The organism is Spiroplasma endosymbiont of Cantharis lateralis (genome assembly GCF_964030855.1).
Classification (GTDB): domain Bacteria; phylum Bacillota_I; class Bacilli_A; order Mycoplasmatales; family Mycoplasmataceae; genus Spiroplasma_A.
Genome location: NZ_CAXIQF010000008.1, coordinates 47662 through 64333 on the forward strand (window position 1 = coordinate 47662; position 16672 = coordinate 64333).

Annotated in this window: 11 protein-coding genes and 3 rRNA genes; 1 reads left to right on the top strand and 13 read right to left on the bottom strand. The window is 32.3% G+C overall.

All coding sequences use genetic code 4. From position 1 onward, the window contains the following. Positions 1-3: 3 nt before the first annotated feature. The 13 genes from AAHM99_RS02480 to AAHM99_RS02540 all read right to left on the bottom strand — a co-directional run bounded on the left by AAHM99_RS02480 (position 4) and on the right by AAHM99_RS02540 (position 14935). Positions 4-1521: a hypothetical protein gene (locus AAHM99_RS02480; RefSeq protein ID WP_342275189.1), complete on the bottom strand. Its 1518-nt coding sequence runs from the start codon at positions 1519-1521 to the stop codon at positions 4-6. Then, positions 1522-2466 carry a 16S rRNA (cytosine(1402)-N(4))-methyltransferase RsmH gene (gene rsmH, locus AAHM99_RS02485; protein ID WP_342275190.1) on the bottom strand — a complete coding sequence of 315 codons (945 nt, stop codon included), beginning with the start codon at positions 2464-2466 and terminating at the stop codon, positions 1522-1524. Position 2467: 1 nt separating this feature from the next. Next, entirely contained in the window at positions 2468-2899 is a 432-nt protein-coding gene (mraZ, locus tag AAHM99_RS02490; protein WP_342275191.1) for a division/cell wall cluster transcriptional repressor MraZ, read from the bottom strand. Between the two features lie 119 nt (positions 2900-3018). Beyond that, entirely contained in the window at positions 3019-3345 is a 327-nt protein-coding gene (locus AAHM99_RS02495; RefSeq protein ID WP_342275192.1) for a hypothetical protein, read from the bottom strand. A gap of 100 nt (positions 3346-3445) precedes the next feature. Continuing rightward, positions 3446-3622: a 50S ribosomal protein L32 gene (gene rpmF / locus AAHM99_RS02500; protein ID WP_342275193.1), complete on the bottom strand. Its 177-nt coding sequence runs from the start codon at positions 3620-3622 to the stop codon at positions 3446-3448. An 18-nt stretch (positions 3623-3640) separates the two neighbouring features. After that, complete coding sequence (locus tag AAHM99_RS02505; protein ID WP_342275194.1) at positions 3641-4141, bottom strand: YceD family protein; 501 nt, start codon at positions 4139-4141, stop codon at positions 3641-3643. Further along, positions 4141-6549, bottom strand: a complete 2409-nt coding sequence (pheT, locus tag AAHM99_RS02510) for a phenylalanine--tRNA ligase subunit beta (protein WP_342275195.1) — start codon at positions 6547-6549, stop codon at positions 4141-4143. Before pheT ends, AAHM99_RS02505 begins: the two co-directional genes overlap by 1 nt. Positions 6550-6563: 14 nt before the next feature. After that, positions 6564-7610 carry a phenylalanine--tRNA ligase subunit alpha gene (gene pheS / locus AAHM99_RS02515; protein ID WP_342275196.1) on the bottom strand — a complete coding sequence of 349 codons (1047 nt, stop codon included), beginning with the start codon at positions 7608-7610 and terminating at the stop codon, positions 6564-6566. Positions 7611-7734: 124 nt separating this feature from the next. Beyond that, complete coding sequence (locus AAHM99_RS02520) at positions 7735-8244, bottom strand: hypothetical protein (RefSeq protein WP_342275197.1); 510 nt, start codon at positions 8242-8244, stop codon at positions 7735-7737. A gap of 64 nt (positions 8245-8308) precedes the next feature. Then, positions 8309-8414, bottom strand: a 5S ribosomal RNA gene (rrf, locus tag AAHM99_RS02525). Between the two features lie 115 nt (positions 8415-8529). Beyond that, positions 8530-11441, bottom strand: a 23S ribosomal RNA gene (locus AAHM99_RS02530). 300 nt (positions 11442-11741) lie between these two features. Beyond that, a 16S ribosomal RNA gene (locus tag AAHM99_RS02535) occupies positions 11742-13262 on the bottom strand. Together the 16S, 23S and 5S rRNA genes form the textbook arrangement of a ribosomal RNA operon. Before the next feature lie 362 nt (positions 13263-13624). Further along, positions 13625-14935, bottom strand: a complete 1311-nt coding sequence (locus tag AAHM99_RS02540; RefSeq protein ID WP_342275198.1) for an APC family permease — start codon at positions 14933-14935, stop codon at positions 13625-13627. Between the two features lie 208 nt (positions 14936-15143). On the opposite strand from AAHM99_RS02540, the gene AAHM99_RS02545 reads away from it, so the two are divergent. Further along, a complete protein-coding gene (locus AAHM99_RS02545; protein ID WP_342275199.1) occupies positions 15144-16547 on the top strand; it encodes an ISNCY family transposase in 1404 nt (467 codons plus the stop codon). Positions 16548-16672 lie beyond the last annotated feature (125 nt).

Below are 16672 nucleotides of genomic sequence, written 5' to 3' on the forward strand. Positions count from 1 at the left end.
CTTTTAATATTTATTTCTTTGCGTATTTATAATACCATTTTTTAAATAGTTTTCATTATTTTGATAATTTTGTTGTCCCACAAAATTTTGTGGAATTTGATTATTTTGTTGAACTAATTGCGTATTCATCAAAGGTGGAATGAAATCTCCATGTTGTGAACGCAATTGCTCTGTTCGTAACTGTTGAGCACGTAACTGTTGAGTAAGTGCCAACTGAGCTTGTTGTGCTTGTTGTGCTTGCATTTGAGCTTGTTGAGCACGTAAATGCTGGTCGAATGCTTTTTGACCCAAAACTTGTTGTGCATGTTGCATTTGAGCTAAAGCCAACATATTTGGATTTTCATAAGTTTCTGTACTTGTTTTTACTTCTCTTAAATTTTTATTTGTTAGATGAGACTGTCTCATCATTCCGCATAATGAATTAGTTCAAATTTCACTTGCTCCAGTAATTAATGAATAATATATTTCTGAAATATTTTTATAAGTACTTCTTAGCAATAGTTTTTCAAAACCTGCAATCTCAGTACTTTTTCCGGTGTGATAAATTTTAAAGTTTTTTATACTTCCCATTTCTCTTGAAATTAAAAGATCTGCCTTATCAATTACACCATTTATTTCTTCCAGTAACATATATTTAATATCAATTGCTTTTAGCTGATAAGATCTTTTTTCAGATGCAATATATTTTCTATACATCACAGTGTTATCTAATGTATTAGATGAAAAATCTAATAGTTTAAATATATATTTATTAGCTATATCAAATTTAGCACTCATTTTTTTAGCTAAATTTTCAATAATATCTTTTAAACCAAATTTAATTACATCTTTTTTTACAAGTGTCTCACGTGAAAAGTAACCGATATCAATACTTTCTCAATCTCAGTTAATTAGAGCAAATGTTTCTCTAAAATTCAATCCTTCACTGCATTGTTTTGCCAATGAGAATAATTGACTTGTTGCTGATAATCTCTCAATTTTTAGTATTTTTAATACACCTTCAAAAGAATCGACAACATGTTTTTCAGCAGTATATACCTTAGCACTCATTGCTACCATATTTGCCTTAGAGTTTATTGGTGGTTTTGCAAAACTTTGAATACCGTTTAATTTAAAAGCATACGGTTTTATATTTGTAACAATTAAGTTATCTTCATAAACAACTCTTTTTGCATCTTTATATAAATTTTTTATATGTTCTTCTCTAACAATTTTGTCAGAACTGTCAATAAAAATACTTGGATTAGCATCTTTTATTTGAAGTGTTGCTGTTGGATAGACAATTGATGCTCTTCTAATTTTTTCTTTAAAAATTGATTCGTATCGATTAATCATTTTTATTAATCGATGAGCAACAATATTTGTATCAACAATATCATTCTTATCAGTTAATCAGTTACTTTTAGATTTTTCTCTTTCTTTAAAGACAACTTTTAAACCAATACTTTTCTTATATTTTCCAACAGCAAATTTTATATACTTTTTAGTTATTTCAATAACTGCATATGTTTCATTTTGCATTTAACCACCAACCTTTCTAATAGCTCATAGTTTTGCACTATGAGCTCTTCTATTTTTTTCAAGTTCTTCTTCACCTGCTACTACAGGTCTTTTAACTACCAATTCATAATCTTTTTTATTTTCAACTAAAATAGGTAATTTACTTAAAAATTTATCTTCTTTTGATGTAGTTTTAGATTTAAAAATATCTTTAATTATCCTTTCTTCTAATGAATGAAAAGATATAACTACAATAACTCCCCCAATATTTAATAGGTCAAGTGAGTTACTTAAAGACCTTTTTAAAACTTCAAGTTCATTGTTTACATATATTCTTAAAGCCTGAAATACTTTCTTTGCTGGGTGTTTTTTTTGCTTTAAAATTTTTTGTGGTAAACATTCTTTGATAATATCTACTAACTCAAAAGTCGTAGAAATACTTTTTATTTGTCTTTTTGCAATTATTTTTTTAGCAATTTCTCATGAAAATTTTTCATCTCCATATTGATAAAAAATATCTGCCAATTGTTTTTCATTAAATGTATTTATAACTTCTTTTGCAGTGATTTTATTATTTTTTTGATCCATTCTCATATCTAATTCAGAATCAAAACGATAACTAAATCCCCTATCTGCTTTATCAAATTGTGGACTTGAAACTCCTAAATCATATAAGATGCCATCCACTTTTTTAATATTATTTAATGAAAGTAGAACTTTTATATTTGCAAAATTACCTTCTAAAATAGTAAAATTACTTGAAATATCTTCAAGTTTTTTTCTACTTATAGCAATTGCTTCTTGATCTTGGTCAATTGCATATAAATGTCCGTTATCAATTTTTTTTAAAATTTCAACACTATGACCTGCTCGCCCAAGAGTACAGTCAACATATATTCCGTTGCCTTTTATATTTAATAAATCTATTGATTCATTAAGCAAAACAGATGTATGTTCATGTGCCATTTTAATTTACTCCGCCCAATTTTTCTGCAGCTTCTACAAGCTTATTTTTTGCATCTTTATCATATACTTGATGTTTATTTTTATCTCAAATTTCAACTCATTCACCAGCCCCGGTGATTTGCACAGTTTTAGAAATTCCTACTTCTTCTAATAAATTTGAAGGTAGTTTAATTCTTCCTGATCCATCAATTGAAATTTCATCTGTATTTGAAAAAATGGTTCTAACAACAGTACGTGTAGATGAGGAAAGTGCACTTTGTGACTTTAACTCGTTATATCATTCTTTAAAGTTCTCTGGAGTTCTTATTTCTAAACATAAACCATCAATACTTCTTGTTACATAAACTAATTCGCCCAATTTGTTACGTAATTTTGAAGGGATTGTTAATCTAAATTTATCATCCAAATTATGTTCAAATGTCCCAAATAACACAAAGTCACCCACTTTCTCCCACACATAAACAATTATATACCACTTTCCTACATAATCAACTATTTTTTAAGTTTTTTTATCCACTTTTTTATAACAAAAAAATGCCTATAAAAGCACCTTTAATGAGTTATTTTTCTTTCCAAAGACTTAATAATTCGATCAAGTTTTTGTTTTAAGTTTATTTCGTTTGTTAAAACTTCATTTAAAGACGGACTATTGCTTAGTTTTAAAGGTCTTATAAAGTATTTATTTAAGTATATTCTATAATACATATAAAAGCTTCTTAATAAATTCACTGAAGTTAAAGGGTCTGATTTTTCTACAATTTCATAAAAAGTCTTTTCATCGACTTCATTGATAAAAAAGTGATAACCATTTTCATTTAAGGAATTTAAAGCCGATAAAGGTATTATATTCTTTGAAATTTCATTAATATTATTTAACATAAAAGTTCCTCCATACATACATTAATCGATACTTTTTTTATTTTTTTTACAAAAATACAAAAAAAATACAAAAAAAAAGTGCTTATAAAGCACCTATTTATTAATCAACTCTTTTAACTTCTTTATTTTTGTAAAAACCACATTCACGACAAACTCTATGTGGTTTAATCATACTTCCACAGTTTGTACATGAAATAATTGCTGAGCTAACTAAAGCCAAGTGACTTCTTCTTTTGTTTTTAGCAGCTTTACTGGTCTTTCTAAATGGTACAGCCATGTTGACACCTCCGTTGTTTTATTTTTCAAAGTTAAATTCTTTTAGTTTATCTCATCTTGAATCTACTTGATTTTCTTGTTCTTGTTGGTATTCATCTTCAGACATAAGTATGTAATCTTTACCGACAAATGAAATTTTATCATAATTATTACTTAAATTCATAGGAATATTTAAAACAATTTGCTCTATTGCATATTCCAATATATTAAATTTATCACCAAAAACAATGTTATGTTGGTCATCATTTATGTCTTCAAAGTAATATTCTTCACTTCAATCATAAATTTGATCTTCCAGCTTAATTATTGTTCCATCCCTTGCATCGATTGCTGTCAATGATGCTGTGATTTTGGCATAAACTATTACAGATTTCATTGCATCTTGATAGTTTAAAATACCCTTAATATGAACTTTATCAATTGATTTTATTAAGTCATGACTTAACTTTAATTCATTGTTAATTTCAAATTCCTTATCTAAATTTACAATTCCCTTTAGTTCAATGTCTTTTTTAAGCATTATCTTACCTCTATTTTAAGTTTTGAGAGATTATTTAGCACTTTATTCCATTCATTTTGAACTTCTTGATCTGTTAATTGATTTGAGGCACTATTAAATTCAAACGAAATTGAAACTGATTTAGAGTTATTTTCTTTCATTTTATTGTCTTGATAAATATCAATCAGTTCAATTTTTACTAAATAATTGACTTTTTTAATAATTTTATTAATAACTTCTGAGTATTTATCTGATGCCTTTAATATAATTGAAACATCTCTTGTAGTTTTTTGAAACTTTGATATTTCTTGAGCTCTAATTATAGAGTTTTTAGTATTTTGTATTTCACTAAGATTCAATTCTAAAATGAAAGTTGCATCTAGTTTTTGAGATTGTTCAAATCTAGGGTTTAGTTTATAAATAAAACCTAATGTTTTGCCTTTTAAACTAATTTTGGCATTAATGTAAGGATGAATCTCATTAATAATATCTTCATTTAAGTCAAATGATACATCATTTAAATCAATGTTATATGCTTCTATAATTGAGTCACAAATACCTTTAATATATGCATAACTTGCTTTTATTGAAATGTCATAACATTTTTGATTTAAAATATCTCCACTAATAAGAACAGATAAGTGTCTTTGTCTTAAATTATTCATATTGTAAATATCACTAAATTCATATAATTTGACATTTTTATTACCTTTTGAATAGTTAAATGCTGCAGTTTCTATAATTGATCTTGATAAACTTAATCTAAATGTCTCTCTTAGCTTACTTAAAGGACTCATTAGGTTTATTGGATTTTCGATATTAAATAAATTTCATTTTTTTACTTCTTCATTAGATAATAATGAATAAGTCTTAATATTTGTAAATCCTAAACCTAATAAATAGTTTTCACTTTGCTTTTGTAAACGTAGATCCAATTTTTTAGATTTATTATCTGAAAGAATTTTAGGAGCAATTGAAGTTACATTATTGTAACCATAAATTCTTGTAATTTCTTCAACTATATCTGCTTTGTGGACAATATCTGTTCTAAACTGATCAATTATAAATAATATTTCATCTTTATTATCAATTACTTCAAAATCTAAAACCTTAAATAAGGCTTTGATTTCTTTTATAGATAATTTAATACCCATTAACTTATGAATATATTCCAATTTAACACTAACTTGAGTTTGTTTTTCATTTGATTCTTTTATAATTTCAAATTGACTATTTGATTCATAAATATTATATTGGTCTAATCAATACATTACTCTATTTTGAGCCAAAGTATATAACTTAGAACTTACAGGTTTCATATATCTTTGTAAATCAACAGTTGAAGTATTAAATTCCTTTTGTTGTTTTCTCATAAAAATTGGGTCTAAAGATAAATACACTACTAAGATTTCTTTTGAATCAACAGTTGGTAAAAAATCTAAATTAGTTTCTACTCCAAGAGTTGAAATAACTTTTTTATCACATAATAACTGTAAATTAACTTCATGTTCGCTATTCTTATTATTTTTAATTTCTAATTGTGAATTCAATTTTTTTGGATCCAAGAACATCACTGGTTGACCTGTTTCAATAGCGATGGCATTTGCTAAATCTAATCAAAAATTATGAGTTGTTTTTGAATCATTAAATTTAAGTCATAAGTCTTGATTAGAATAAATTTTATATTCTTTATCACCAATACTAATAACATCTTTTACTTTTACTGTTTGTACTACAGCACTTCTCACAAATTTATCTACTTCTTTATGAATTTTTATTGATACAGGTGCTTTTAAACTATTTATTTTTAATTTATATTCTTTTGATATATCTTCTAATTTCTTATCAAAATAATTAGCTATTTCCTTAGCTAATTGCATTGCACCAAGTGCATCACTTCGATTAAGAGTTAAATCAACTTCTCATACAGCATCTAAAAAACCTATTTCATGTAATGCATTTTCACTACCTATCATTGAATAAGTGTCTTCTTTTGTAACAATTGGATAAATTCAATCTTTTTCCTTATCTGAAAGAGCTTTAGGGTTTAAACCTATCTCTGGCAATGCACACAGCATTCCTTCAGACATTTTGCCTTTAATTTCTTTATTTGTTAATGTTATTCCATTTGCCAGTTTTTTACCAGCTTCAGCTAAAATAACATATTGACCTTCTTTAACGTTACTTGCACCACAAACAATTGGAGAGACTAAATCCTCACCCTTGTCTACAAAACAAAAATTTAAATGGGTTCCTTCAATAGGTGCTACATTTCCTAAATGTGCTATTTTTAGTTTGTCATTCAAATTTGAATAATCTTTAAATGAATCCACTTCAAATCCAAGTGAGTTTAATGCAACTGTTATTTGTTCATTTTTAACACCTTTTAAATCAATTAACTTTTCTAATCATTTTCTTGTTAAATACATATTAATCTCACTTTCTAATCTCCAAAAAATTTAAATTGATCTAAAAATCTAATATCATTTTCATATAAATCTCTAATGTTTTTTAAACCATATTTTAACATTGCCAATCTTTCAATTCCTACTCCAAAAGCTAAGCCAGTAACTTTTTCTGGATCTAATCCATTTGATTCTAATACTTCTGGTGCTAACATACCTGAGCCCAAAATTTCAATAAAGCCAGTATATTTACAAATTGCACAACCTTTACCACTACAATTAATACATCTAACATCTACTTCAGCAGAAGGTTCGGTAAAAGGAAAAAAACTTGGTCGCATTCTAATTATGGTATCTTCAGAAAATAAACGTTTACACATATATTCTAGAACTCATTTTAAATTAGCAAAACTAATTTTTTCTCCAATTGCAAATACGTCCATTTGCATAAATTGATGTGAATGTGTAGCATCATCATCATCACGACGATAAACATTACCATAACTTACAGCTGCCATATTAATATTTCCTGTTTTAGACGCTTGTGTAAGCATTCTAGCTGTCATATTAGTTGCATGAGTTCTTAAAACAGTATGCTTATCAATATAAAATGTATCTTGCATATCTCTTGCTGGATGACCAATAGGCATATTTAGTTTTTGAAAACAATATTCATCTGTTTCAAACTCTGTTCCATCAATCATTTCATAACCTAACTCAGTAAAAATTGAAGATACCTCATCTATAACTAAATTAAGTGGGTGTTTTGTTCCAATTTTTAAATTAACTCCAGATAAAGATAAATCTATTTTTTCATTCTGTAATGTTTTTTTTAATTTTTCATTTTCAAATTTTTCGCTTAGATTATTTAATTTGTCAAAAATTAAAATCTTAATTTCGTTAGCTTTCATTCCTGCTTCTTTTTTTTCTTCAGGTGAAGCTGATTTCAAGTTCTTAAGAATATCTGTTAATGGAGATTCTTTACCTGCAAATTCTTTCTTCAAAATTTCCAATTCTTCTTTTGTTTTAATTTTATTAAATTGCTTATTAAAACTATTTAATATTTCATCTATTTTTTTTAACATAAATACACCTTTTCTAAATTTAAAGCAATTTAATTATACTAAATAAATTAATTAAATTATTATTTGATAAAATTTTTGTTTAAGATATTCCTATTTTTAATAATTATTTGCAAAAATAATATAACTAAAAAGAAAAATTATCCCTATTTACTCTATTTTTGAATGATATAGTAAAAATTTCAAAATGATTATCAGTGTTTTCCATAAACTCCAAAAATTTTAGTTTAAAGTAGTCATCTGTATCATAGACTTTTTGATTATATTCAATAGAGCAATGAATTTTTTCATAAAAGAGATATTTAATTAAGCCTTCATTAATAATATTTTTAATTTCCATATAAATCATATGAATAAGATTGTCCAATATTGTTATTTGATTTAAGTTTATTTTATAATCTTTAATTTCTTCAACCATTTTTGTAAGAAATTCTCTAATACTCATTATTTTTTGCTTGATATCTTCTTCTTGTTGAAAGTTATACTCAACTTTCAGCTGATGTTGCATCATTGTTAGAAAGTTATTAATATTTAGAATTTGAAAAAAGTCCTCAAATTCTCACTTAAAATTAATTTCTTCTAAAGTTGTTTGCATAATTTTCTTTTTAAATCTTTTAGAAATTTGTTCAACTATCATAATTACCTCTTATAACTATATTTTACAAAAAAAACCCACTCTTTTGAGTGGGTTTTAAACTTTAAACTGGCAGCTTCCTATTTTTGCATTATACTATCGTCGGCGTTGCTGATCTTAACTTCTGTGTTCGACATGGGAACAGGTGTGACCTCAGCGCTATGACCACCAGATCTTAAGTTTTATTGTGTCTGAGAGACAAAGTTTTTTTTCAAAAACTAAATCGTACTCTCAAAACTGAATACTAGATGATTTTATATATCTATACAAGCAATTTTGTTAGGTTTTTCTTTGAAAGTCCTCGATCTATTAGTATTGGTAAGCTAAACACGTCACCGTGCTTACACACCCAACCTATCAACCATGTGGTCTACATGGGATCTTACTTCCGAAGAATGGGAAAACTCATCTTGAAGGAGGCTTCTCGCTTAGATGCCTTCAGCGATTATCCTTTCCGCACATAGCTACCCTGCTGTGCCACTGGCGTGACAACAGGAGCACCAGGGGTGCGTCCATTCCGGTCCTCTCGTACTAGGAACAGCTCTTCTCAATTTTCCTACGCCCACAACAGATAGGGACCAAACTGTCTCACGACGTTCTGAACCCAGCTCGCGTACCGCTTTAATGGGCGAACAGCCCAACCCTTGGAACCGACTACAGCTCCAGGATGCGATGAGCCGACATCGAGGTGCCAAACCTCCCCGTCGATGTGAACTCTTGGGGGAGATCAGCCTGTTATCCCCGGGGTAACTTTTATCCGTTGAGCGACGGCCCTTCCACACGGGACCGCCGGATCACTAAGTCCTGCTTTCGCATCTGTTCGACTTGTAAGTCTCGCAGTTAAGCACCCTTATACCTTTGCGCTCTTCGTACGATTTCCAACCGTACTGAGGGTACCTTTGAGCGCCTCCGTTACATTTTAGGAGGCGACCGCCCCAGTCAAACTACCCACCAAACACTGTCCCTGGCCCGGATAACGGGTCTAGGTTAGAACCTCAATGTAACAAGGGTGGTATTCCAAGGATGACTCCACGATCACTAGCGTGACCGCTTCAAAGTCTCCCACCTATCCTCTACATGTTACACCAAAATTCAATATTAAGTTATAGTAAAGCTCCACGGGGTCTTTCCGTCTAGTTGCGGGTAACCAGCATCTTCACTGGTACTAAAATTTCACCGAGTCTATAGCCGAGACAGCGAAGGGATCATTACGCCTTTCGTGCGGGTCAGAACTTACCTGACAAGGAATTTCGCTACCTTAGGACCGTTATAGTTACGGCCGCCGTTCACCGGGGCTTCAATTCGATGCTTCACCGAAGCTAACATCTCCTCTTAACCTTCCGGCACTGGGCAGGCGTCACCCCCTATACTTCGTCTTACGACTTTGCAGAGAGCTGTGTTTTTGCTAAACAGTTGCCCCTTCCTCTTCACTGCGGCTCACGTAAAGTGAGCACCCCTTCTCGCTAACTTACGGGGTGATTTTGCAGAGTTCCTTAGCTATAGTTATCTCGCTTGCCTTAGGATTCTCTCCTTGACCACGTGTGTTCGTTCTAGGTACAGGCACCTAATAAATTAACGCTAGAAGCTTTTCTTGGAAGCGTGGAGTCATGGACTTCGCTACTTGCCGAAGCGTTCACTCCCCATAACACTTCAAGGTTATAGTACGCGGATTTGCCAACGTACACCTCTTTGTGCTTAGACCGGCATAACCAACAGCCGGCATCCACTATCCTTCTCCGTCACTCCATCACTTTATTAGGTGGTACAGGAATATCAACCTGTTGTCCATCGACTACGCCTTTCGGCCTCGCCTTAGGTCCTGACTAACCCTGGGTGGACGAACCTTGCCCAGGAAACCTTGGTCAAACGGCATGGGAGATTCTCACTCCCAAACGTTACTCATGCCGGCATAATCACTTCTAATCGCTCCACCCGTCCTCACGGTCGAACTTCATCGCAATTAGAACGCTCCCCTACCACTTGCATTGCTGCAAATCCAAAACTTCGGTACTACGCTTAAGCCCCGGTACATTTTCGGCGCAGAAGCACTCGACTAGTGAGCTGTTACGCACTCTTTAAATGATGGCTGCTTCTAAGCCAACATCCTAGCTGTCTGTGCACTTCCACATCCTTACACACTTAGCGTAAATTTAGGGACCTTAGTTGTTGATCTGGGCTGTTTCCCTCACGAGCATGGACCTTATCACCCATGTTCTGACTGCCGAGTATGAAATTATGGCATTCGAAGTTTAATTGTGATCAGTACCCCTAGGTGGGGCCATCACACATTCAGAGCTCTACCTCCATAATCCTTTACCTCGACGCTAGCCTTAAAGCTATATCGGGGAGAACTAGCTATCTCCAGGTTCGATTGGAATTTCACCCCTAGCCACAAGTCATCCACGGTCTTTTCAACGAACGTTGGTTCGGTCCTCCATTAGGTTTTACCCTAACTTCAACCTGCTCATGGCTAGATCACCTGGTTTCGTGTCTACGACATCGTACTAAACGCCCTATTAAGGCTCGCTTTCACTACGGCTCCGTGTATTCCACTTAACCTTGCACGATATCGTAACTCGCCGGCTCTTTCTACAAAAAGCACGCCATCACCCATTAACGGGCTCTGACTTCTTGTAAGCATATGGTTTCAGGTACTATTTCACTCCCCTCACGGGGTACTTTTCACCTTTCCCTCACGGTACTGGTTCACTATCGGTAAAATGGTAGTATTTAGGCTTACCCAGTGGTCTGGGTAGATTCCGACAGGGTTTCTCGTGCCCCGCCGTACTCAGGATACTCTCTCGAGGTTAGTGCATTTCGCATACGGGACTATCACCCTCTGCGGTGCTGCTTCCCAACAGCTTCTGCTATACACTAACTTTGTAACTCTAACAAGAGTCCTACAACCCCGGCCCGTAGACCGGTTTGGCCTGTTCCGCTTTCGCTCGCCGCTACTGACAGAATCACATTCGTTTTCTTTTCCTCTTGGTACTAAGATGTTTCAGTTCCCAAGGTTCCCTTCACATAACCTATGTATTCAGTTATGGATAACACGAGATTAATCGTGCTGGGTTTCCCCATTCGGACATCGTCGGATCAAAGCTTACTTCCAGCTCCCCGGCGCTTTTCGCAGGTAGTCACGTCCTTCATCGGCTCCATTTTCCAAGGCATTCACCATACGCCCTTACTATACTTTCTAAAGAAAAACCTATTGCATATATAGATAATCTATAAAATTAATGAAATTTTAGTTTTCTTAGTATTAATCTAAATTAAGTTACTAAATACGTTTTATATTGTATATAAACGTAAGAAAAATAAAATGTCTATTTTCATCTAATATTCAGTTTTCAAAGAACGATTTTCTTTTCAGAAATTGCTTTCGGGCCTAAATGGCCCTAAAAAACAATCTCTGAAAACTAGATAGAACGAGATATAATCAAAAGCTGTTTTATCGTTTCACTCAGCTTATTTTTTCTTAATCTACGAATACTCCATAGAAAGGAGGTGATCCATCCGCACGTTCCCGTACGGATACCTTGTTACGACTTCACCCTAATCGCTAATCCTACCTTGGTACGCTCCCTCCTTACGGTTAGGATACGTGCTTCTGGTATTACCAACTCTCATGGTGTGACGGGCGGTGTGTACAAGACCCGAGAACGTATTCACCGCGACATTGCTGATTCGCGATTACTAGTGATTCCGGCTTCATGAAGTCGAGTTGCAGACTTCAATCCGAACTGAGACTGACTTTTTGAGATTAGCTCCCCCTCGCAGGATTGCGACTCTTTGTATCAGCCATTGTAGCACGTGTGTAGCCCAGGACATAAGGGGCATGATGATTTGACGTCATCCCCACCTTCCTCTAGCTTACACTAGCAGTCTCATTAGAGTCCTCAACTTAATGTTAGTAACTAATAATAGGGGTTGCGCTCGTTGCGGGACTTAACCCAACACCTCACGGCACGAGCTGACGACAACCATGCACCACCTGTCTCAATGTTAGCCTCCACTACATCTCTGTAGCTTTGCACTGGATGTCAAGCCCTGGTAAGGTTCTTCGCGTTGCTTCGAATTAAACCACATGCTCCACCACTTGTGCGGGTCCCCGTCAATTCCTTTGAGTTTCACTCTTGCGAGCATACTACTCAGGCGGAGTACTTAATGCGTTAGCTGCAGCACCGACTTAAAGCCGACACTTAGTACTCAACGTTTACGGCGTGGACTACTAGGGTATCTAATCCTATTTGCTCCCCACGCTTTCGTGCCTCAGAGTCAATCACAGGCCAGTAGACCGCCTTCGCCACTGGTGTTCCTTCATATATCTACGCATTCCACCGCTACACATGAAATTCCATCTACCTCTCCTGCATTCTAGTTAGCCAGTTTTCAAGGCGAACCGGAGTTGAGCTCCGGGCTTTAACCTCAAACTTAACTAACCTCCTACGCACCCTATACGCCCAATAAATCCGGATAACGCTTGCCACCTATGTATTACCGCGGCTGCTGGCACATAGTTAGCCGTGGCTTTCTGGTAAGGTACCGTCAAACTAAAAGCATTTCCTCTTCTAGCTGTTCTTCCCTTACAACAGAGCTTTACAATCCGAAGACCGTCATCACTCACGCGGCATTGCTTCATCAGACTTTCGTCCATTGTGAAAAATTCCCTACTGCTGCCTCCCGTAGGAGTCTGGGCCGTATCTCAGTCCCAATGTGGCCGATCAACCTCTCAGTTCGGCTACGTATCATCGCCTAGGTGGGCCTTTACCCCACCTACTAGCTAATACGCCGCATCCTCATCTTCTAGCGACCCAGACGGGCCTTTTAACATCTTCTCATGCGATAATGATGTCGTATGCGGTATTAGCAGTCGTTTCCAACTGTTATCCCCCACTAAAAGGTAGATTAGATACGTGTTACTCACCCGTTCGCCACTGGGTGCAAGCACCCCGTTCGACTTGCATGTATTAGGCATGCCGCCAGCGTTCATCCTGAGCCAGGATCAAACTCTCATTAAATTTAATTAATGTGAAAATTTTGATTCATGACTATATCTTTATTCTCAAATAATTGAACTTGTATAAATTGTACAAATTAATTGGTTGTTGTTGTTCTATCTAGTTTTCAAAGATCGTTTCACGTCAGTTTTTTGCAAACCAACGACATATAAGAATATATATGATTTGAAACCAATAAGCAATACTTTTTAAAAATTATTTCAAAATTAATTATTTTTATTTCAATAAAATATTTTTATGAATAAAATCTTAAAATTTCTCAAAAAACCCTTTAAAATAGGCATTCTCATTGACAAGAAAGATAATAACATATTAAATTTTAAAAAGCATAAAAAAAATAAAAAAGTTTTAACTTTTTTATTTTACTCATCTCAATCAATTGTGGGTCTTAAATCAACACTATTTTGTTCATTGACTGGGTCTAAGATCTTATCAAGATCTACTTCCATGCTCTTTGATTTACTCTTTTTTGGAGCACTTGTTGTATTTCATTTAGTGCTTAAAGGAGCTGTTTTAGATACCTTTTGAGGTAATCTACGCTCTTGATTTTTCATAGCTTCTCAGATTTTATCTGAATCTCCTAAGAATACTTTACCTTGGTAATTTTCATCCAATTTTGGTGTTCTTCTAACATTTCTATCAACATATAATGGTTTTGCCACATTTCCAATAGGATTGTTAAATTCTTTTTCTCTTTTTGCAGATCTTCTAGGAACAATTGTTTGTTTATAAGGGTCCTTAGGTTCTCCAATTGGTGGTAAATCCTCAACCTTAGGTAGATTATTAGCTGGTGCTATTTTTTGATTTGGTCGCCTTAATAACTTATTAAATGAGTCATTTGGCTCTTGAATTTGTTCTACAAATTGTTCATTTTCAACTAATTTAGGTTGACTATTTTCAAATGGGATTTCTTCTCTTTCCATTGGATAAATATTTTCAACTGTATCTTCCTTTTGAACATTTCTTTGTTCTTCTCTTTTAATAGGCTCATTATTTGTTTCTTCTAAAGGAGTTTCATTTAAAGTATGTCTAAAATTATTATTGCTAATATCTTCTTTCAAACGTGCCAATTTATCTGACATATTATAAGTTTTTTCATTTGGTGTAGATGTAAATTCAGAATTAAATTCTTTAACTGCTGATGGGCTTTCTTTTGAAATTAAAGGTTCTGCTCTATTTGCAGGTGAAGAAACTTGTGAATAACTTGAATTTACAGTTTGGTTTGTTTTTGGCTTTGGTTTATTAACTGTTTGTAATTTAAATATAAACATAGTTATTATAGAACTCAATGCACAAAATGCAGCTATTGTAAGCAAGATTGCATTTGAAACAACACTTGTAATTTGTATGTCACTATTTATTATAGTGATCGGTGTAGCTATCTTTGACATTAAAACTGATAAATAAGCAACATTAACTACACTTAAAATAACTGCTGAAATTGCATATATAATTGGTGTTATTTTATTTGGTTTTGTAATAAAGTTAACTATTCCAACTGCAAGGAATGCTCCTATTGATAATAATCCCAAAATTTGTATTGTATTAAAAATTGCAAATTCTGCTTCAAATGTAAACGTTACAAAATTAGTTCATTGCATTAAAAAAATGCCCAAAAAACTTGTTAGTAAAGCTGTTAATCAAATAAACAAGCTTAAAAATATACTTTTCATAATAGATACCCCTATCTTATATAGCCCTAAAATATACATTTATTTTAGCACCATTAAATTGTAAAGACAAGTATTAAAAAAAATAAAAATATTAAAAATTGTAAATAACATATGATAATGTCTCAATGTATAACAAATAGAAATGTCCCAATATTTATATAAATATTGATATCCTCCAATTACAATTAAGTATTAGAGGTAACAAATTATGAAATTAAAAAGGAAATTAAGTTATATGGAGAATTTAAAATATAAAACAATTAAAAAAGTTATTTCTGGGGAAATAACAAAAATGAGAGCAGAGCAAATTCTTAACTGCACACGAAGAACAATTAATAGAAATATTAAAAGATTATCAAATGAAGGTATATCTGCATTTATACATAAAAACTGAGGTAAATTATCAAATAGATCTACACCCTATGAAATTGAACAAAAAATATTAAATTTGAGAAATGAAAAATATCATGACTATAATCTAGTTCATTTCAAAGAATCCTTAGAAGAATATGAAGATTTAAAAGTTAGTTACATTTACTTAAGAGATTTATTATTTAAAAATGAGGTTTACTCCCCTTATATGCACAGATCAACTAGAAAAGAATTAATTAGACAATTAAGACAAAAGTCCTTAGAAAATAAATTAACAAATAAGGAACAAGAGTTTTTTAAAGATAAGATTATTAGTTTAGAAGAATGTAGACCCATGCAAAATAGAAAGGAATATTTTGGAGAAAGAATTCAAACAGACGCATGTAGCCATAATTGAGTAACCAATGAAAAATGATCGCTACATGCTTTCATTGATGACTCAACAGGAAAAGTATTAGCAGGTTATTTTGATTATCAAGAAACATTATTTGGATATTATACAGCTACAAAACAAATGTTTCTAAATTATGGAACTCCTGAGGAAATACTTACAGATAAAAGAACAGTATTTTATTATAAGACAAAAGAAAAAGAGTCTACTGAAACAGACTCTAATATACAGTATGCCTTTACGTGTCAACAACTTGGAATTAAGCTAACAAGTACTAGTTGCGCGCAAACCAAAGGCAAGATTGAACGTCTTTGAGGTTCTTTTCAAAAACGACTTCCCCAAGAACTAAGACAATTCAATATCAAAACTATTGAGCAGGCCAATGATTACTTAATTAATGTTTTCATACCTAATTTTAATCACAAGTTCTCTACTCAAATTGATAATAACAAAAATAAAATGAAAATTTGAAATAAAAATACGGATATTAATTTTGTTTTAGCTAGAAGAGAAGAAAGACAAGTTCATAAAGGTGGAATAATTAAATATAAAACAAAAACATATTTAACATATGATGGATACGATATAACAACTTTTGCAAGTAAAACAAAATTACTAATAACTGAAACATATGATAATGAGCTCTATGCAAATTATACAGATAAGTTCTATAGATTAGTGGAAGTCAAAACTAAAAATACACCAGTTGGTCAGGTTAATGAAGTTAAAAAAACTGAGTCTAAAATTAAAAAACCTAGTGTTCCATCTAATCACTTTAGATATACAAATTATATTTACTTTTCTAAAACATGAAAGGAACAATATAAAAATCGTAGATTTACAGTTTAATAAATCTACGATTTTGAGACATTTTCATTTGTTATTGACAGTATTAAAAAAAATAAAAATATTAAAAATTTTTTGTACATATTTCTTAAACCCTAAATATCCCTTATTAAAATATCTCACAATAA